The sequence below is a fragment of the Micromonospora sp. NPDC047812 genome, assembly GCF_040704175.1.
Taxonomy (GTDB): Bacteria; Actinomycetota; Actinomycetes; order Mycobacteriales; family Micromonosporaceae; genus Micromonospora.
Map to the genome: position 1 here is coordinate 138,424 of NZ_JBEYRY010000010.1, position 18,561 is coordinate 156,984.

Here is an 18,561-nt window from a genome sequence, read left to right on the forward strand (position 1 = left end):
GAGGCGGTCGGCCTCAGCGGCGGGCCGGACGCCGGCCCCGGGTCGACACGAACTGGTACGACATCACGACGAACCCGGGGTCGCGCAGGAGCCGGCGGAACGCCTCCAGCTGCCCCGGGGACACACCCGCCTCGATCAGCTCCGGCTCCAGCTGCCGGGAGTTCGTCTCGTACAGCGAGGCGCCGAGCGAGCCGCCGGGCCAGCTCTGCGAGTGGGTGACCGTGTCGACCTCGACCAGTCCCGCCGACGCGAGGTGCCCGTGCACGTCCTGCGCCCAGGCCAGGTCCGCGCCGTGGCTCTGCAGGACGCCGAGCATCGCGTCCGTCACGTGGGCGAAGAGCTTCGCCGCGTCGTCGCTCGGCGCGGTCAGCACGCGCAGCGGGGCGGTGCAGTCGAACTCCTCGACCACCAGCCACCCGCCCGGGGCCAGCGCGCCGGTCAGCGAGGCCAGCACGCGCCGCCGCTCCGGCAGGTGGAGCAGCACCAGCCGGGCGTGGATGAGGTCGAAGGCGTCGCCGGGCGGCGGCTCGCTGCGCACGTCGTGCCGACGGACGTCGAGGTTGGCCGCGGGGGCGAGGCGGGCGACGTCGATGTCGGTCGCCAGCACGCGCCCCGTCGGGCCGACCGCCTCGGCCATGCTCCGGGCGACCGAGCCCCCGCCGGCGCCGATCTCCCAGCACACCGCGCCCGGGGCGAGCACCGGGGCGCCGATCCGCGCCGCCGTGATCGGATCCAGGAAGGACTCCAGCGCCCGCAGCTGGGGCACCGCCTCCGGGGAACCGTTGTCGAAGGTGTACTCGGTGTCACGGATGTCTGTCGGCATCGTCGCTCGTCCCTGTGGAAGGTGGTCGGGTCAGGTGCGCGGGATCGGCCCATGGCCCGGGCACCGATCGGGGAGCCGGCAGCTCCGCGACGGCGGCGACACTGAGCATCGCCGCCAGCCGGCCCGGTTCGGCCCGGGCCTCGTCCGCCGGGCGGTCGTAGACCACCCGGCCGTACTCGAGCACCGCGATCCGGTCCGCGATCTCGACGGCGTGCTGGAGCTGCTGCTCGACGAGGAGCACGGCGAGCCCGGTGCCGGCGAGGGTGCCGACGAGGTCGCGTACCCGGGCGGCCAGGCCGGGGGCGAGCCCCTCGCACGGCTCGTCGAGCAGCAGCACCCTGGGCTGGCCGAGCAGGGCCCGGGCGATCGCCAGCATCTGCTGCTCGCCGCCGGAGAGCTGGTCGCCGCGGTGACGCAGCCGGGCCGCCAGCCGGGGCAGCAGCTCCAGGATCCGCGCGACGGTCCACCCCTCGCCCCCGGGTGTCGCCGCGCGCCACGGCACCGCCGCCAGGGCGAGGTGCTCGGCCACGGTCAACCGGGAGAAGACCCGCCGGCCCTGCGGGACGAGGCCGACCCCGCACCGGGCGATCCGGTGCGGCTGCCGGCCGGCGACCGGCACGCCGTCGACCTCGATCCGCCCCCCGGAGGGCCGCACCAGCCCGGCGACGGCGTGCACGAGGGTGCTCTTGCCGGCCCCGTTGCGGCCCACCACCGCCTGCACGGTGCCGGCCGCCACGTCGAGGGTGACCTCGTGCAGCACGATCCCGCCGCCGTAGCCGGCGCAGAGCCGCTCCGTCCGCAGCATCACGACACCCCCTCCGCGTAGGCCTGCCGGACCGGACCGGAGGCGCGGATCTCGGCCGGCGTCCCGGTGGCCACCGTCCGGCCGTCCCGCAGCACGGTCACCTGGTCGCAGAGCGCGTACACCAGGTCCAGCCGGTGCTCGACCAGCAGCACCGCGACGGCGCGCGGCAGGGTCCGCAGGAACTCCACCAGCCGGCCGACCTCGACGACGGACAGGCCGGCGGCCGGCTCGTCGAGCAGCAGCAGCCGCGGGCGACCGGCCAGCGCCATGGCGATCTCGAGTTGCCGGCGCTGCCCGTGGGCGAGCTGACCGGCGGGAGTCGCGCCGAGGTCGCGCAGGCCCAGCCGCTCCAACCACGCGCCCGCCGTACGCTCGGCGGCGCACCGCCGCGCGCCCGGCCGCCACCGGCCGGGCCGCACCGCGTGGGGCAGCGCGGCGACCACCACGTTCTCGGTGGCGGTCAGGGTCGACCAGACGGCGGGACGCTGGTGGATCCGGCCGATGCCCCGCCGCGCCCGGGCTGCCGGGCCGAGCCGGGTCACGTCCCGGCCGGCGAGGAGCACCCGGCCGCCGCCCGCCGGGGTCGCCCCGCCGAGCACGTCGAGCAACGTGCTCTTGCCGGCGCCGTTGGGCCCGATCAGGGCGTGCCGCTGACCGTGGTCGATCCGCAGGTCGACCCCGTCCAGCGCGACCAGCGACCCGTAGCGGACCGTGACGCCCCGGGCGGACAGCAGCGGCGTCATGCGCGTGCCCCCGTCGGCGCCGGCCGCTCCGTGTTGGGAGGGCCCGCCGGCAGTCCCGGCAGCAGCCCGCCCCGCACGCCCGCCGGCCGGTGCCCGTCGCCTGGCAGCAGGTAGACGGTGGCCACGAACGCCAACCCCAGCACCAGGGGCGCGTGCCCGGGAAGCACGCCGAACAACCAGTCCCGGGCGGCGATCACGATCGCGGCACCGACCAGGGCGCCACCCACGGACGCGACGCCGCCGACCACCACCCCGAGCAGCAGGAGGGCGGAGGTGTCGAAGCCGAAGTCGGCCGGCGAGACGAACTGCTGCGCGACCACCAGCAGCGAGCCCGCGGCGCCCGCGACCGCGCCCGCGGCCACGTGCACGGCCGCCACGTGGGCCGGCACCCGGTGGCCGCTGGCCCGCAGCCGCGCCTCGTCGTCGCGGCCGGCCCGCAGCAGCAGGCCGACCCGGGTGCGCAGGACCAGCAACACCGCGCCGACCAGCACGGCGACGACCACCAGGGCGTACAGGTAGCGCGCCCGGTCGGTGGCCAGCACCGGCAGCCCCCACAGGGGACGCACCGGCGGAACCCCGGCGAGCCCGTCGGTGCCGCCGGTCACCGACCGCCACCGCCCCACGACGGTCACCACCAGCTCGCCGATCGCCAGGGTGATCATCAGGACGATCACACCGCGGGCGTACACCACGAGCGGGACGGTCGCCGCCGCCAGCGCCGCCCCGGCCGCCGCCGCGACGACCAGGTGCACCACCGCCACGTCGGAGAGCCGGCTGCCGACGACCGCGCTGGCGTACGCGCCCGCCGCGTAGGGCGCGGTCTGCCCCAGGGTGGGCAGCCCCGCGACGCCGGTCAGCAGGGCGACGCTCACCCCCACCAGGCCCAGCGCGAGGGTACGGGCCAGCAGCGCCACGGTGTAGTCGTCGACCGCCCACGGCGCCAGCACCAGGCCGGCCAGGACGAGGACGGCGACACCGCGCCGCAGCGCGCGTACCGCCTCGTCCCTCACGTCGCCCTCCGGACCGTGGCCAGGCCCCGCGCCCGCACCGCGAGGACGGCGGCCATGGCGGCGAAGAGCAGGAACGGGGCGGCCGACGGGGCGAGCGCCACCCCGAGGGTCTGGATCTGCCCGACCGCCAGGGCCGCGAGCAGCGTGCCGGTCATCGACCCGAGCCCGCCGAGGACGACGACCACCAGCGACAGCAGCAGCACCGCGTCGGCGGTGTCCGGCCCGGGACCGATGATCGGCGCGCCCAGCACGCCCGCGGCGCCGGCCAGCGCCCCGGCGACGGCGAGCACGCCGACGCGGATCCACGCCGGGTTCACGCCGAGCACGGCGACCATCTCGGCGTCGTCGACGGCCGCGCGGACCAGCATCCCGGCCCGGGTGCGGCGCACCGCGACGTGGAGCAGACCGGCGAGCACGGCGGCGACGACGATGAAGACCAGCCGGTACGCCGCGTAGCGGTGCCCGGCCACGACCACCGACCCGTCCAGCGCCGCCGGCACGCGCACCGGCGGGTCGTCCGGCCCGAACGCCCCCGCTAGCAGGCTGCCCCCGGCCAGCGCCACCCCGAAGGTCAGCAGCGCCTGGGTGAGATGACTGCGCGCGGCGACCCGGGTGAGCAGGCCGGCGACCAGCGCGCCGGCCGCGGTGGCGGCGACGGTTCCGACGGCCAGCGCCAGCACCAGGCTCGGCCAGCCGCCGTCCAGCAGCGCGGCGGCGGTGTACCCGCCGATCGCGTACAGGGTGCCGTGCGCCAGGTTCAGGATGCCGGCGACGCCGAAGCAGAGCACCAGTCCCGCCGCGGCGACGAAGACCAGCAGCCCGTAGGCCACCCCGTCCAGGGCCGGGACCAGGTACGGGTCGATCCGGATGCCGCCCGCCACGGCGCTCACCCGCCGACGGTGGCGAGGTCACCCACGACGGTGTTGGACAGCGCCCGGCCGTCCTGGCGCACCTGGCGCAGGTACCACTTCTGCACCGGCGCGTGCGTGCTCGGCGAGAACTGCCAGGTGCCGCGCGGGCTGGCGATCTGGCCCAGCTGGCCGATGGCCGCGTTGATGCTCTCCGGGCTCGGGTCGTCCCCGGCCGCCGCGATGGCCCGGTCCAGCACGGCCGCGGCGTCGTAGGAGGCCATGGCGTACGTGGTCGGGGAGCCGTCGTTCTTCGCCTTCCAGGCGGCCACGAAGGCGCGGTTCTCCGCGTTGTCCAGGTCCGGCGAGTAGTTGAGCACCGAGTAGACGTCGCGGGCCGCCTCGCCCTGGGCGTCGAGCACCCCGCCCTCGGTCAGGAACCCGGCGGCGTAGAGCGGCAGGTCGCTGATCTCCGACTGCGCGTACTGCTTGACGAAGTCGACGGCCGCGCTGCCCGCGTAGAACGTGTAGACGGCGTCCGCCCCGGAGGCCTTGATCCGGGCGAAGTACGGGGTGAAGTTGGTGGTCGTCGGGAACGGGGTGAAGGTGGTCTTGCCGTCGGCGTTGGCGAGCCTGCCGCCCTCCTTGACGAAGGCGTCGGTGAAGCCGCGCAGCTCGTCCCAGCCGCCCTGGTAGTCGGGGCCGATGGCGTAGACGCTGCCCTCGACGTTGTCGCGCACGTGGCGGGCGATCGCCTCGCCGGGCTCGTCGGAGAGGTACGAGGTGTGCCAGATCCGGGACACGTCCTTGAGCTCCGGGCGCCCGTTCGAGCCGACGAACGGCACCTTGGTCTCGTTGAGCAGCGGATAGACCGCCGCCACCGAGCCACCGCCGACGATCCCGGTGAGCGCGACCACGCGGTCCTGCTTGAGCAGTTTCGTCGCGGCGGGCACCGCGGTCGCGGCGCCGTTGCCCTCGTCGGCGACGACGAGTTCCACCTGCCGGCCGCCGAGCTTGCCGTCGTGGGTGGCCAGGTAGAGCTCGAAGCCGGCGCGGATATCCTTGCCGACCGCCTGGTACGTGCCGGACAGCGACGCCAGCAGGCCGATCTTGATCGATCCGGCGGCGCCGGCGCCGCGCCCGCCGTCGGCACAGGCGGTCGCGGCGAACAGGACGAGGGCGAGCAGGGCCGCGGTGCGGGCACGGCTGCGCCGGGGGATGGTCAGCGACATGTCTTCTCCAGGAGGGATGGGGGGTTCCGGCGTGGGGTGCCGGGGTGTCAGCGGCTGCGGCTGAGTGCCGCCCGCGCCGCCGGGGTCAGCGCGTCGCCGATGCGGTTCGCCAGCTCGGTCATCTCGTAGGAGACCTTGCCGACGTCGCACTGCGGGTCGGCGAGCACGAGCAGGGACGCGCCGTCGTTGAAGGCCATCGAGAACATGAATCCGCCCTCGAGCTGGGTCACGTTGGAGATCACCGCGCCGGCGTCGAAGAAGGCCGCCGCGCCGCGCAGCAGGCTCACCAGCCCGCTGCCGGTCGCCGCCAACTGGTCCGCCCGGTCCGGCGGGAGGCCCCTGGTGGCGGCCACCATCAGGCCGTCGCTGGAGATCGCGATCGCATGGCTGACCTCGGTGGCGCGCTCGGCGAAGGCGTCCAGCAGCCAGCCGAGATCCTGGTGGTCGGTCACGTGCTCTCCCTGTCGGGTCAGTTGTTGATCAGGTTGGGCCGGCGGCCGGCGACGCCCCGCGCGTACGCGGCCATCGCGGTGGCCACCTGGGTCGGGTCTCGGTGCGCGGAGCGCTGCTGCGGCACGGCGACGCCGCCCGGGACGAGGTGCTGTTGCGGCTGACGCCGCGGCAGACCGGACGTGGTGGTGGCGACCACCTCGGGCGCGTCGGCCCGGGCGGCGGTCCGCCATGCCTCGTCGGCGGGGCTGGCCCACGCGGCGCCGTTCGTGGCGTCGTCGTGGCCGGCCTGGAACCAGTGGTTGACCTCCTCGAAGATGACGAGTTCCTCGGTGGGCTCGTCACCTCGCCCGGTCGGCGCGGGTGCGGGCCGGAACACCGGTGCCACCGGCAGTGCCCGCTCGGCCGGCGGCCTGCCCGCCCACGGTTGCGCCGGGCTCCCGGCCCACGGTTCCGGAGCCGCGGCGTACGCCGGCGACGCGAGGGTGGTCCGCGCCGCCCGCCGCGACGGCCGGGTGGGCGTGAGCAGGAACTCCTCCGGGGGCAGCGGTCGGATGATCGCCCCCGGGAGCGCCGCCTCGGCGATGGTGCCGCGGCGTGGGCCCGGACGGAGTTGGACGGCCACGCCCAGCCGGGCGGCGAGCTGTCCCACGACGACCAGCCCCATCGCCCGCACGGCCGCGACGTCGATGGCGGGCGGGCGGGCCAGCAGGTCGTTGAGTTGTTGCCGACGCTGCGGGGACAGTCCCACGCCCTCGTCGCTGACCTGGACGATCACCCGGTCGCCGAGGCTGCGGCCCGTCACCCACGCCTCGGTACCCGGCGCGGAGTAGCCGGTGGCGTTGTCCATCAGCTCGGCCAGCAGGTGCACGACCTCGTCGACGGAGTCGGCCGCGACGGCGACGTCGCCGTCGACCATGCCGAGGCGGATCCTGGCGTAGTGCTCGATCTGGCTCTGCGCGGCCTGGCACACCTGTTGCAGCGGCACGTCGTGCTGGCGTACCCGCCCGACCCCCACTCCGCCCAGCACCAGCAGGCTGGCGTTGATCCGTCCCATCCGGGTGGCCAGGTTGTCCAGTGTGTAGAGCTGGTCCAGCCGCTCGGGGTCGGTCTCGTCCCGCTCGACCTTGTCGACCTGGGCCAGCACCGCGTCGACCAGCCGCTGCTCGCGGCGACTGAGGTGGATGAAGATGTCGGCCGTGTTGGCCCGCATGACCGCCTGCTCGGCCGCGGTACGCACGGCCGCGCGGTGCACGGCCGCGAACGCCTCCCCCACCTCGCCGATCTCGTCGCCGCGCGACGGCTCCAGCGCGTCCTCGGACTGCCGGCGGGCCAGCTCGTCCGGGTCCACCGACGAGCTGTCCGGGTGTTGGAGCCGGGCCACCACCTGCGGCAGCCGTTCGAAGGCGACGGCGTTCGCCGCGTCCCGCAGCCGACGGAGGCGCCGCGTGATCTGCCGGGCCACCGCCCAGGTGACCAGGGCCGTGAGCAGCAGGGCCAGCACCACGGCCGCCGCCTCAACGGCCGTGCGCCGCCGCTGGTCGGCGTGGGCGGACCGGATGTCGTCGAGCACCGCCGCGTCGACCCGTTGACGCAGCTCGGCCAGGCGGACGGACCACTGCTGGGTCGCGGCGACCCAGGCGCCGAGGTCCAGCCGCAACCGGCTCCCCGCGCGGGTCCTGGACACCTCGTCCTGCAGCCGCTGGAGCAGCAGGGCGTCCTCGCCGCTGCCGGCCTGTTCCCACCAGCCCCGCCAGGCGGGCCGGGCGAGGGCCAGGAAGGACAGGCTGGACTCGGTGAAGCCGGACCGGGCGGCGGTGATGTCCTGCTGCATGGCGGGGGTCAGCTGGTCGGCCGCGACCGCGCGCAGGACGGCGACCTGCTGCTGGCCGGCCGCCTCGGCCGCCTTGGACAGCGCCGCCGAGGCACGCATGCCGTCGGTGATCCGGGCGTTGACCGCGCCGAGGGTGATGCTCTCGCGGAGGCTGAGCAGGTCGGCGATCACGATCCGGTAGCTGAAGGTCATCGCCGACACCGAGGCGTGCGCCGCCGTACGCACCTGCGCGCGCAGCGGCGGCAGGCCCTCCAGCGCCAGGTCGATCCGCTGGAGCGCGGGCTGACCGGCGGCGGGTCCGGGGGGCACCGTCGCCCGCTGCCGGCGGTAGCGGGCGACGGCGTCGTCGGTGCTCCCGGTGGCGTCGGCGAAGGCTTCCTGTTGCTCGGCCGCGCCCCGGCTGAGCAGGTCGGCGGCGACGACGCGCTCGCGTTGCAGCCGGTGGGCCAGGTCTCCCGCGTCGGCGCCGAGGTGCGCCAGGAGTCCGAGGTCGCTCGCGCGGGTCGTCTGGCGGACGCTCTCGGTCAGCGCGAGCCCGGCGAATCCCATCACGGCGACCAGCGGGGCCGCCACGATGAGGCGCATCCGGGTGCCGATCTTCCAGCCGCGGCGGCCGTTCGGGTAGGGTCGGGCCGCGTGGGACCTCGTGCTCGACGCCAAGATTGACTCCCGCGACTCATTCAGGACGGCCAATGCGCACCTTGCCATTTGCACGTCTCATTCCGCCGGAACCCGCGCCCGCAGAGAAGACCTGACGGTGGTACAAACGGCCCGTACCGGCATCTGTACCCAGCGTCAGCAGCGCCGGGCCCGCCCCGCGATCCCGACCCCGGGCAGGTCAGGGACGTCCGGACCGCTCGCCTGACGGGTGCGGCGGAAGGTCCGCCTCCGGCTGCCCGCCGAGCACCTGGCCGATCAACTCCCGCAGTTCGTCGATCGCGGCCACGACCGCCTCCGGGTCGCGCGCGTCCCGCCGCGCCGCCGGCGGCGCGGGGGTCTGGTCGAGCCCTGCCACTGTGAACCGGGGGCCCCGGCGGCCGTCCGCCGCCAACTGCTCCGCCGCGACCTGCGGCCACAACGCCGCCAGGCAACCGCCGGTGCCGAGCACCTCGTCGCAGCGGACGGCGAACTCGTGACTGCCGTACCGGCGACCGGACTCGACCGCCGCGACCGTCTCGCGGCTGAACCGCACCCGCTCCGCGAGCGCCCGCTGGGTCAACCCCTGACGGGTACGCCAGGTGCGCAGCTCGGAGCGGAACCGGTGGATGGCACCGGAGCGGTCGGCGCTCGACGGGGGCGTGCGATCCATGTGTTCACCTTCACGACGCCGACCGGCCGGCGTCGGCATCAATAGACATTGGGCGATGAATGGGTATTCGCAGGGGACAATTCTTAACCCATCAGCCGACGGGTGTGAAGACGTGACTTCGGAGGGTAGCCGCCCGCCGGAGGCCACCGGGCCCACCCCACCGAACCGACGGGTCCGCGCACAGCCGGCGGAGCACCGCGCGGCACGGGCCGACGCGCACCCGCCCGGGGGGTGAGGATCGGCGCCGCGGCGAGGCGACCGGTCACCCGGCGACGGGCGCCGCCGGACCACCGGACGGCACCGTCGCGTCGACGACCACCGGCAGGCTCCGGTGCGCGCGGAAGGCGATGTTGACCTTGTACGAACGGCGATGGTCGGGGCTCAGGCGCAGTCCGGGAGCCGCCCGGCAGAGCCGGGTCAACGCCACCCCCGCCTCCAGCCGGGCCAGCGCCGCGCCGATACAGAAATGCGGCCCGTGCCCGAACGACAGGTGCCCGTCCGCGTCGGGCCGGTGCGGATCGAACTGTTCCGGACGGGCGAACACCGCCGGATCCCGATTCGCGGCGCCAATCAGCAGCAGGCAGCGCGCACCCGCCGGAATGGGGACGCCGTCCAGGGTCACGGGTCGGCGGGTCACCCGCAGCCAACCGTCGATGGCGGGCGCGAAGCGCAGCGTCTCGGTCAGGAACGCGGGTATCCGTCGCGGGTCCTCGCTGAGCTCCCGCCACCTGTCCGGGCTCGACAGCGCCTGGTCCAGCGCGTGGGCGAGCAGCCCGGCCGTGGTCTCGTGCCCGGCGACCAGGAGGTTGAACACGATGCTCGACACCTCGGCCAGCGTGAGCACCTCGTCGTCGCCGTCGCGGTACGCCAGCAACTGACTGACGTAGTCGTCGCCGTACCCGCCACCGCCGAGCCGGGCGCCGACCAACTGCTCGCAGTAGCACCAGAACTCCCACAGACCCCGGGCCAGCCGGACCTGTTCGGCCGGCTCCGGCCGCCCCCAGAGCAACGCGATCTGACCGTCCCCCCAGGCCCTGACCCGCCCGATGTCCTCCTCCGGCACGCCGAGGATGTCGAGCAGGACCAGCAGGGGCAGCTCGGTGGTGAACTCGCCGACGAGGTCCGCCCGCCCGTCGGGGCGGTCGACGAGCCGGGACACCAGCTCGTCGACCCGACGCTGGACGATCGCACCGTACCGGCGCTCCACGCGTTCGGCGGTGTTGGCGAAGGTCGCCCGCAGGGCCCGGCGGGTCCGGGGGTGCACCGGGGGGTCCGCGGCGGCGGTGGTGGGCGGCGCGTCGATGCGGGCGACGAACTCCATCGCCTCGGGGCAGACGTCGTAGATCGGAGCGAGGGTGAGGGCGTTGCCGAAGGCCTCCGCGTCACTCAACGCGCGGCGGACGTCGGCGTGCCGGGTGATCAGCCACAGCCCCAGATCCGGGTCGTGGTGCACCCTCTCGGGCTCGTCGAGCAGCCGCCGCCACACCTGCGCCGGATCGACGAGATACGCCCCCGCGAACGGATCCAATCGCATGACCGCCTCCTGGAGTGCCATGGCCACGAACGGAATTGCCGAACGACTTCCGAGGATCCGGTTATCGCCGCACGCCTTCACGGTGCGCCCATTCCGGGAGCAAGTCAATATCAGCGTTCTTCAATGTGCCGATACGCAATTTCCACGCCTTCGGTCACGCACGCACCACGTCGTCCTGCAAGTTGCGGGGTGTTCCTTGCTCGCCGGTCGCGGCGATGAACAGGGTAGACGACGCAGCCGCCGGCATCGGGCACTCCGTCGCGCCACGGTCCCGCGTGTCCCGGGCGGCCGGACGGAAAGGCGGTTCGACATCGGCCGATGGTGTGGCCGTGAAAGGCCGACGGGCGCTCGTACGCGTACCAGAAACAGAAACGTGGCTCACGATGCGTTCGTGGACGGCCGCCCGAATGCCGGCAGGAGTTTTCCCCGGTGGGACGCGGCGGATTCCGGGGGCGACTCGGGTCCGCGCGCGTGGCGCGACGCGAACGGCGGTGTGCCCGTCGAGCAGGACGACGCGGTCGGCCCGCTCCGGCGACCGGCGACGGGCCGGCCCGCGGTCCGCCGGGGCGTGGGAGCAGACCGGTCACGGGCCGGCCGGCGGCGCTCCGCCGACCGGCCCGTGCGTGGTGCTAGAGGGTACGGGCGAGGCGGTCGGCGAGCACGCGGGTGAACCGGGACGGGTCGGCCAGTTCCCCGCCCTCGGCGAGCAGCGCCAGACCGTAGAGCAGCTCGGCGGTCTCCTTCAGCGACTCCTCGGCGCCGTCCTGCTCGTGTGCCTTGCGCAGGCCGGTGACCAGCGGGTGCCCGGGGTTGAGCTCCAGGATCCGCTTCACCGTCGGCACCTCGTGCCCCATCGCCCGGTACATCTTTTCCAGGGTCGGGGTGATGTCGTGGGCGTCGCCGACGACGCAGGCGGGCGAGGTGGTCAGCCGGGAGGAGAGGCGGACCTCCTTGACGGAGTCGGCGAGGGTGGCGCCCATCCAGGTGAGCAGGTCGGCGAAGTCCTTGCGCTGCTGCTCGCGCTCGGCCTCGGCCTCCTTCTTCTCCTCCTCGGTGTCCAGGTCGACCTGGCCCTTGGCGATGGAGCGCAGCGTCCTGCCGTCGTACTGGCCGACACGCTCGATCCACACCTCGTCGACCGGGTCGGTGAGCAGCAGCACCTCGTAGCCCTTGGCGCGGAACGCCTCCATGTGCGGCGAGTTCTCGATCATCGTGCGCGAGTCGCCGGTGGCGTAGTAGATGTCGGTCTGCCCGTCCTTCATCCGGCCGACGTAGCCGGCGAGGTCGGTGGGCTCGGCCGGGTCGTGGGTGGAGGCGACCGACAGGATCTCCAGGAGGGTGTCGCGGTTCTCCGTGTCGTCGATCAGGCCCTCCTTGACGGCGGGTCCGAACTCGGTCCAGAAGGTCCGGTAACGCTCGGCGTGGTTGGCCTTCATGTCCTTGACGGTGGACAGGATCTTCTTGACCAGCCGGCGGCGGACGACCTGGATCTGCCGGTCCTGCTGGAGGATCTCCCGGGAGATGTTCAGCGACAGGTCGTGCGCGTCCACGACGCCCTTGACGAAGCGCAGGTAGTTCGGCATGAGCGCTTCGCAGTCGTCCATGATGAAGACGCGCTTGACGTAGAGCTGCACGCCGCGGCGGCCCTGCGGGGCGAACAGGTCCAGCGGCGCGTGCGACGGGATGAACAGCAGGGCCTCGTACTCGAAGGTGCCCTCGCCCTTCATGTGCACGATGTCCAGCGGGTCGGCCCAGTCGTGGCTGACGTGCTTGTAGAACTCCTTGTACTCGGCCTCGTCGACCTCGTCGCGGGACCGGGCCCAGAGCGCCTTCATCGAGTTGAGCGTCTGGGTCTCGGTGCTGGTCTGGTCGCCCTCGCCGGGGCGCTCGACGGTCATCCGGATCGGCCAGGCGATGAAGTCCGAGTACCGCTTGACGATCTCCCGGATCGTCCACTCGGCGGTGTAGTCGTGCAGGTTGTCCTCGTCGTCGGCGGGCTTGAGGTGCAGGGTCACCGAGGTGCCCTGCGGCGCCTGTTCGACCGACTCGACGGAGTACGTGCCCTCACCGGCCGACTCCCACCGGGTGCCGCCGCTCTCCCCCGCCCGGCGGGTCACCAGCTCCACCCGGTCGGCGACCATGAACGCCGCGTAGAAGCCCACGCCGAACTGGCCGATCAGCTCCTGCCGCGCCCCGGCGTCGGAGGACTCGCGCAGCTTGCGCAGCAGCTCGGCCGTCCCGGACTTGGCGATCGTGCCGATCACCTGGACCACCTCGTCGCGGGACATGCCGATGCCGTTGTCCCGCACGGTCAGCGTGCGCGCCGCCTTGTCGACCTCGATCTCGATGTGCAGGTCGGAGGTGTCGACCTCCAGCTCCTTGTCGACCATCGACGCCAGGCGCAGCTTGTCCAGCGCGTCCGAGGCGTTCGAGATCAGTTCACGCAGGAAGACGTCCTTGTTCGAATAGATCGAGTGGACCATCAGCTGGAGCAGCTGACGCGCCTCGGCCTGGAACTCCAACGTCTCGGCCCGGTTGCTCACACCGTGTCCTTTCATCCTCGAAAGCCCACCGAAGGTTCGCGGAAAGGATACGAGCCGTCGCCGACGGCGAGAAGACGGGACCGCGGAGCGTCGACTGGCGTCGCGTTGCCCCCGCGCCCTACCGTCGGGGATGGCGTCGACGTGGCCGCCGGGAGAAGCCGAGGGCTGGTGCGACCGCCGCGGCGGGCGGTCAGTACGGTAGGGATGTGTCTCTATGGATGGCCGCGATGTGGGGACTGGTCGGCAGCGCGGTGGCCGAGGCGCTGAACCTCTCCGGGATGATGCGCCCGACCAGCGAGTCCGGGGGCCGGTGGCAGTGGCCGTGGCGGGACCGGCGGGACGCCCCGATCGTCGTGTTCGCGGTGCTGCTCAGGACCGTGGCCGGCACCGGCCTCGCCGCCGCGGCCGGGGCGGGTGGCCTGGCCACCACGGCCTTCGCCAGCTTCACGTTCGGGGTCGCGGCCCCGCTGGTGATCGCCAAGATGTTCGACCAGGTCCGGGTGGCGGAACGACCGGCCGACAGCGGTCGAGACGGCACGAGCGGCACGAGCGGCGAGCACGATGACGCCGCGTGAGGACCTGCTGGGCAGGTTCGTCTCCGCACTGGCCGCCCGCCCGGCCACCACCGCCACGGCCGTTCCCGTACCGGCCCGGACGAGGCTCGCCGCCGCGCTGGCCGCGCGGCCGGTCACCGCCCGCAGCACCGGGCCGCTCCCCCGCCCCGACGCCGGGGACGACGGCGGCGGGAAGCTGACCCACCGCGTCAGGGCGGTGCTCGCCGGCCTCCTCGGCGTCACCACCGACCAGTTGCGCGTCGACGCCGACGGCGACGTCGGCATCCGCGCCGGCTCGGCCATGATCTTCGTACGGGCGCAGGACGACCCGCCGCTGGTCGACGTGTTCTCCCCGCTGCTCACCGGCGTCGACCCGACCGAGTCCCTGTACCGCAGGCTCTCCGACCTCACCAACGGGCTCGTGGTCGGGCGCGTCTACTGCACCGGCGACACCGTCTGGGCGTCCATCCCCGTCTTCGGGCAGGACTTCGCCCCCACCCATCTGCTGCTGGCCCTGCGGGCCATGATCGCGCTCGCCGACGACCTCGACGACCAGCTCCGGCGGGAGTTCGGCGGCAGCCGCTTCTTCGGCCCGGAGTCCGCCGGGCTGGTGGCGGTGCCCGACCCGACCGGTTACCTGCGCGACCTCGACCGGGCCGGCGCGAACGGGGCGGGCAGCGTCCTGGTCGACCTGCTGGCGGACCGGGGGCGGACGGATGAGCTGCGGATCCGCGCCGAGCACGGCGACTGGCACGCCGCCGCCCGGCTCGCCGCGCTGCTCGCCGAGGAGGGCCGCACCGACGGGGCCGAACGGTACTGGCGGATCGCCGCCGAGCAGGGTGATCCGCGCGCCCGAGACGAGCTGGCCGCCATGCTGGCCGCCCGGGGCCGGCGCGACGAGGCGATCGACCTGCTGCGCCAGGCGGTCGACGGCGGCGACTGGCGGCACCTGCCGCTGCTGCTGACGCTGCTCACCGAAGGCGGCCTGGTCGACGAGGCGGTCGAGCTGCTGCGCCGCCGGGCGGCCGCCGAGGGCTGACCCCCGTCCCGCCCCCTGCGACCCGACCTGGTGGGTCGAGGTGTGAAAACGCGGAGGCCTGGGTACAGACACCCGCTGGGGTGCCGGCGGGCGTGCAGCTGAAGCCGGGTGCCAGGATGTTCGGGTAACGCCAGCAAGGGTCGTCGGGGCCCGGAAGTGAGGGCTGCGATGGGGTGCGACCGAGGGTGACACGGCCCACGGGGGACCTGTTCGCCGACGGCGGTGGGACCGGGCGGCTGATGGCGCGCCTGGACTGGGCCGCCACCCCACTCGGCCCGGTCGACGGCTGGCCGCAGAGCCTGCGCGCCGCCGTCCGGATGGTCCTCTCCTCCCGCTACCCGATGCTGCTGCTGTGGGGGGACCACTTCACCCAGCTCTACAACGACGCGTACTCCGCCCTGATCGGCGACAAGCACCCCGACGCGCTCGGCGGCGACGTGCGGGTCACCCTGGCCGAGGGCTGGGACGTGCTGGCCCCCCTGATCGACGAGGCGATGGCGACCGGGGTCGCCAGCTGGGTGCCGGCCCTGCAACTGCTGCTCGACCGCGCCGGCTACCGCGAGGAGGCGTACTTCAGCGTCTCGCACGCCCCCGCCCGCGACGACGAGGGACGCACGGTGGGGGTGCTCACCGTGTGCAGCGAGGTCACCGAACAGGTCGTCGGCGAGCGCCGGCTGCGCCTGCTGCGCGACCTGTCCGTCGGCGGCGACGGGCGGACCGTCGACGTCGAGAGCACCTGCGCGCGGCTCGTCGAGGCCATCGGCGGGCACCCGCTGGACGTCCCGTTCGCCGCGATCTACCTGCGCGAGGGCGAGCTGCTGCGCCGCGCCGCTCACGTCGGCGGGGGTCCCGTGGCCGCCGCCCTGCCCGGCACGCTGCCGGCGGGCGAGGAGCACGAGTGGGGGCTGGCGGCCGCCGCAGCCGGCACGACGACCGAGGTGGCCGGCGTCGACCGGCGGCTCGCCCTGCCCGCGGGGCCGTGGGGCGACCCGGTCGACACCGCCCTCGCCCTGCCGCTGCCGTCCGCCGAGGCGGGCCAGCCCCTCGGGGTGCTGCTGGTCGGAGTCAGTCCGAGCCGAGGGCTGGACGAGGCATACCGGTCGTTCCACGCGCTGCTGGCCCAGCAGGTGGCCGTCGCCGTGCGCAACGCGCAGGCGTACGAGGAGGAGCGTCGGCGGGCCGAGGCGCTCGCCGAGCTGGACCGGGTCAAGACGGGCTTCTTCACCAACGTCAGCCACGAGTTCCGGACCCCGCTGACGCTGATGCTCGGCCCGCTGGCCGACGCCCTCAACGACAACGAGCATCCCCTGCCGGCGACGCAGCGGGACCGGGTCGACACCGCCTGGCGCAACGCCACCCGGCTGCTCACCCTCGTCAACAGTCTGCTCACCTTCTCCAGCCTGGAGGCCGGGCAGGCACACAGCCACGCTCGCGAGGTCGACCTGGCCGGGCTCACCGCCGAGCTGGCGAGCGTCTTCCGGGCGGCCGTCGAACGCGCCGGGCTGCGCCTGGAGGTCGACTGCCCGCCGCTGCCCCGCGCGGTCTCCGTCGACCCGGTCAACTGGGAACGCATCGTCACCAACCTGCTGTCGAACGCGCTGAAGTACACCTTCGTCGGCCGGATCCGGGTCGGGCTGACCGCCGACGACGAGGAGGTGCGGCTGACCGTCGCCGACACGGGCATCGGCATCGCCGAGGAGGATCTGCCCCGGCTCTTCGAACGCTTCCACCGGGTGCAGGGCACCCGGTCGCGCAGCCACGAGGGCACCGGCATCGGACTCGCCCTGGTCCGCGAGCTGGCCCGCCTCGAAGGCGGCGACGTACGGGTGGAGAGCCGGGTCGGGACGGGAACGACGTTCACGGTGGCGCTGCCCTGGTCCGCCGCGCGACGGACCGCCCGGCCGGCCGCCGACGTCGACGGGGTCGGGGACGCCGCCCGGGCCGCCGTCCAGGAGGCGGTCGGCTGGCTGGCCGACCCGGCGCAGGCGGGGGCGTCCGCGCCGGCCGGGCCGCCGGTGCCGGCGTACGGTGGCGCGGACGCCCTGCGGCACGCGCGGATCCTCGTGGCCGACGACAACGCCGACATGCGCGCGTACCTGGCCCGGTTGCTGGGCGAGCAGGGCTGGCGGGTGGAGACGGTCGGTGACGGCCGGCAGGCCCTGGAGGCGATCCGCCGGGAACAGCCGGACCTGGTGCTCACCGACGTGATGATGCCCGGGATCGACGGCTTCGAGCTGGTCCGTCGGCTGCGCGGGCAGGCCGGCACCCGGACGCTGCCGGTCGTGGTGCTCTCCGCGCGCGCCGGCGGGGACGCCAGCGTGGAGGGGCTCGACCTGGGTGCCGACGACTACGTCGTCAAGCCCTTCGCCGCCGCCGAACTGATCGCCCGGATCCGGTCCGCCCTGCACGGCGCCCGCACCCGGGGGCACCGCCGGAACGAGACGGCGCCCGCAGCGGACAGCCCCGGCGGCACGCCACGCGGACCGGGTGGCCCCGGCGGCACGGCACGCGACGCGGACAGCCCCGGCGGCACGACGGCCGACGCGGACGGTCCCGGCGGGACCGCGCCCGAGCCGGCGTCCGGGGCGCGCCCGGCGACCTCGGCCGACTCCGTGGGCGGCGGCACCCCGGACACACCGGGTGCCCCGGCCGGGTCACCGGCCCCGGGTGCCGGTTCCGTGGACGTGGCCGGCGATCCGGTGAGCGGCGCACCTGCCGCGCCCGGAGTCGGCGCGTCGGTCGGTCGGAGCGGGGAGGACGCGCACAACGGGACCCGGCGGACGGCCCCCGAGCACCCGGCCGCGCTGGACACCGGCTGGACCTACCCCTCGCAGCCCACCTCCGCCGCCGCGATGCGCCGGGACGTGCGGGCCTCGCTGGAGAACCTGGACGTCGATCCGGACACCGTGGCCGATCTCCTGCTGGCCGCCTCCGAGGCGGTCAACAACGCCGTCGAGCACGCCCAACGCCCCACCCGTCCGGAGGTGCGGGTACGACTGCGGGTGACCGATGGCGCGGTACTGATCTCGGTGCGCGACTTCGGCACCTGGCGGGACCGTCGTCCGGCCATGGACCGGGGGCGGGGCGCCACGCTGATGAACGCGTACGGCGACGTCCGCCTGGTCTCCACCGCCGAGGGCACCACCGTCACCATCGAACGCCGCCTGCCGCCCACCACCTGACCCGCCTCCCGCACTGCGCGGCTCCACCCGCGCGGCGGCACTGCCGTGCGGGTGGCCCGCCCGGCCGCGTCCGGCCGCCCGTCCCCCGCACACCCCGGCCGGCCATGCGGGGCGTGGTGTCGGCTGGTGGCCGGTCTGGGCGTTTCGCACCTCATCACGAGGGGCGCGTATTCGCCTTGCCGCGACGGATTGGGCCCATCAGGCGTTTATGTCGGGTTTGTGGTGGCGGGCGCCACGGGTGGGGTGGGCATGGGTCGGGGTGCCGGGTCGTTGTAACCGTCGTGGCCGCGTGACCCGGCCGCTCGTCGGCCCGGTGGTCGGCGGAATGCGGACCGGCCCGGCGTGGTTACACCCGGCGGACCACCGAGTACCCGCGTCGGGACGACCGGGCGCCGGAATGACCGGCCGCCCACGGTGGTTACATCCCCGGGCCACCGAGCGGATGACCGCCGCGTCCAGGCGGACCGCGAGCCGGGTGGCCGTGGGAATGGGTGGCCGGCCCGGCGGGTTGCATCCCCCGCAGGGACGAGCCCGCCGGCTCCTTCGGCCGCAGGCCCCCTTTGATATCTCGACCTTTCCTCTTCCGTGGCGCACCCGCCCCCCTTGGTGTGTGTCGCGTGCCCCCGATCGAAAGGTGCAGACGAATCATGCGTAC

At 74.4% G+C, this 18,561-nt stretch carries 13 protein-coding genes and 1 pseudogene; 3 read left to right on the top strand and 11 right to left on the bottom strand.

The genetic code is table 11. The features are described from left to right. Positions 1-13: 13 nt before the first annotated feature. The 11 genes from AB0883_RS26500 to htpG all read right to left on the bottom strand — a co-directional run bounded on the left by AB0883_RS26500 (position 14) and on the right by htpG (position 13,131). A complete protein-coding gene (locus AB0883_RS26500; protein ID WP_366644043.1) occupies positions 14-823 on the bottom strand; it encodes a methyltransferase domain-containing protein in 810 nt (269 codons plus the stop codon). Further along, complete coding sequence (locus AB0883_RS26505; RefSeq protein ID WP_366644044.1) at positions 804-1,628, bottom strand: ABC transporter ATP-binding protein; 825 nt, start codon at positions 1,626-1,628, stop codon at positions 804-806. The genes AB0883_RS26500 and AB0883_RS26505 overlap by 20 nt, the downstream gene beginning before the upstream one ends. Further along, on the bottom strand, positions 1,628-2,371 hold the full coding sequence (locus tag AB0883_RS26510; RefSeq protein ID WP_366644045.1) for an ABC transporter ATP-binding protein: 744 nt from the start codon (positions 2,369-2,371) through the stop codon (positions 1,628-1,630). The genes AB0883_RS26505 and AB0883_RS26510 overlap by 1 nt, the downstream gene beginning before the upstream one ends. After that, positions 2,368-3,381, bottom strand: a complete 1,014-nt coding sequence (locus AB0883_RS26515; RefSeq protein WP_366644046.1) for a branched-chain amino acid ABC transporter permease — start codon at positions 3,379-3,381, stop codon at positions 2,368-2,370. The genes AB0883_RS26510 and AB0883_RS26515 overlap by 4 nt, the downstream gene beginning before the upstream one ends. Next, the gene (locus AB0883_RS26520) at positions 3,378-4,271 is read right to left on the bottom strand and encodes a branched-chain amino acid ABC transporter permease (protein ID WP_366644047.1); all 894 of its coding nucleotides are present in this window, start codon (positions 4,269-4,271) and stop codon (positions 3,378-3,380) included. The genes AB0883_RS26515 and AB0883_RS26520 overlap by 4 nt, the downstream gene beginning before the upstream one ends. After that, entirely contained in the window at positions 4,268-5,461 is a 1,194-nt protein-coding gene (locus AB0883_RS26525) for an ABC transporter substrate-binding protein (protein ID WP_366644048.1), read from the bottom strand. Before AB0883_RS26525 ends, AB0883_RS26520 begins: the two co-directional genes overlap by 4 nt. A 47-nt stretch (positions 5,462-5,508) precedes the next feature. Then, entirely contained in the window at positions 5,509-5,913 is a 405-nt protein-coding gene (locus AB0883_RS26530; protein WP_121398599.1) for a roadblock/LC7 domain-containing protein, read from the bottom strand. A 17-nt stretch (positions 5,914-5,930) separates the two neighbouring features. Beyond that, positions 5,931-8,330, bottom strand: coding sequence for a nitrate- and nitrite sensing domain-containing protein (locus AB0883_RS26535; protein WP_366644049.1), 2,400 nt, complete (start codon positions 8,328-8,330; stop codon positions 5,931-5,933). A gap of 253 nt (positions 8,331-8,583) precedes the next feature. After that, a complete protein-coding gene (locus tag AB0883_RS26540) occupies positions 8,584-9,054 on the bottom strand; it encodes a helix-turn-helix transcriptional regulator (protein WP_366644050.1) in 471 nt (156 codons plus the stop codon). Positions 9,055-9,316: 262 nt separating this feature from the next. Beyond that, on the bottom strand, positions 9,317-10,588 hold the full coding sequence (locus tag AB0883_RS26545) for a cytochrome P450 (RefSeq protein ID WP_366644051.1): 1,272 nt from the start codon (positions 10,586-10,588) through the stop codon (positions 9,317-9,319). A gap of 629 nt (positions 10,589-11,217) precedes the next feature. Beyond that, complete coding sequence (gene htpG / locus AB0883_RS26550; protein WP_366644052.1) at positions 11,218-13,131, bottom strand: molecular chaperone HtpG; 1,914 nt, start codon at positions 13,129-13,131, stop codon at positions 11,218-11,220. Between the two features lie 206 nt (positions 13,132-13,337). Here htpG and AB0883_RS26555 point away from each other — a divergent pair, with 206 nt between their 5' ends. From AB0883_RS26555 to AB0883_RS26565, 3 genes and pseudogenes are all read left to right on the top strand, one after another. Further along, complete coding sequence (locus tag AB0883_RS26555) at positions 13,338-13,706, top strand: hypothetical protein (RefSeq protein ID WP_148710088.1); 369 nt, start codon at positions 13,338-13,340, stop codon at positions 13,704-13,706. Positions 13,707-13,890: 184 nt separating this feature from the next. Then, a pseudogene (locus AB0883_RS26560) lies at positions 13,891-14,277 on the top strand (hypothetical protein); the annotation flags it as partial. Positions 14,278-14,909: 632 nt separating this feature from the next. After that, the gene (locus tag AB0883_RS26565) at positions 14,910-17,906 is read left to right on the top strand and encodes an ATP-binding protein (protein ID WP_366644053.1); all 2,997 of its coding nucleotides are present in this window, start codon (positions 14,910-14,912) and stop codon (positions 17,904-17,906) included. The last annotated feature ends 655 nt before the right edge of the window (positions 17,907-18,561 follow it).

Coding starts and splice junctions, on each gene's coding strand:
- AB0883_RS26545 (WP_366644051.1), bottom strand. CDS start 10,588: ATGCGATTGGATCCGTTCGCGGGGGCGTATCTCGTCGATCCGGCGCAG.
- AB0883_RS26525 (WP_366644048.1), bottom strand. CDS start 5,461: ATGTCGCTGACCATCCCCCGGCGCAGCCGTGCCCGCACCGCGGCCCTG.
- AB0883_RS26535 (WP_366644049.1), bottom strand. CDS start 8,330: ATGCGCCTCATCGTGGCGGCCCCGCTGGTCGCCGTGATGGGATTCGCC.
- AB0883_RS26510 (WP_366644045.1), bottom strand. CDS start 2,371: ATGACGCCGCTGCTGTCCGCCCGGGGCGTCACGGTCCGCTACGGGTCG.
- AB0883_RS26500 (WP_366644043.1), bottom strand. CDS start 823: ATGCCGACAGACATCCGTGACACCGAGTACACCTTCGACAACGGTTCC.
- AB0883_RS26540 (WP_366644050.1), bottom strand. CDS start 9,054: ATGGATCGCACGCCCCCGTCGAGCGCCGACCGCTCCGGTGCCATCCAC.
- AB0883_RS26505 (WP_366644044.1), bottom strand. CDS start 1,628: ATGCTGCGGACGGAGCGGCTCTGCGCCGGCTACGGCGGCGGGATCGTG.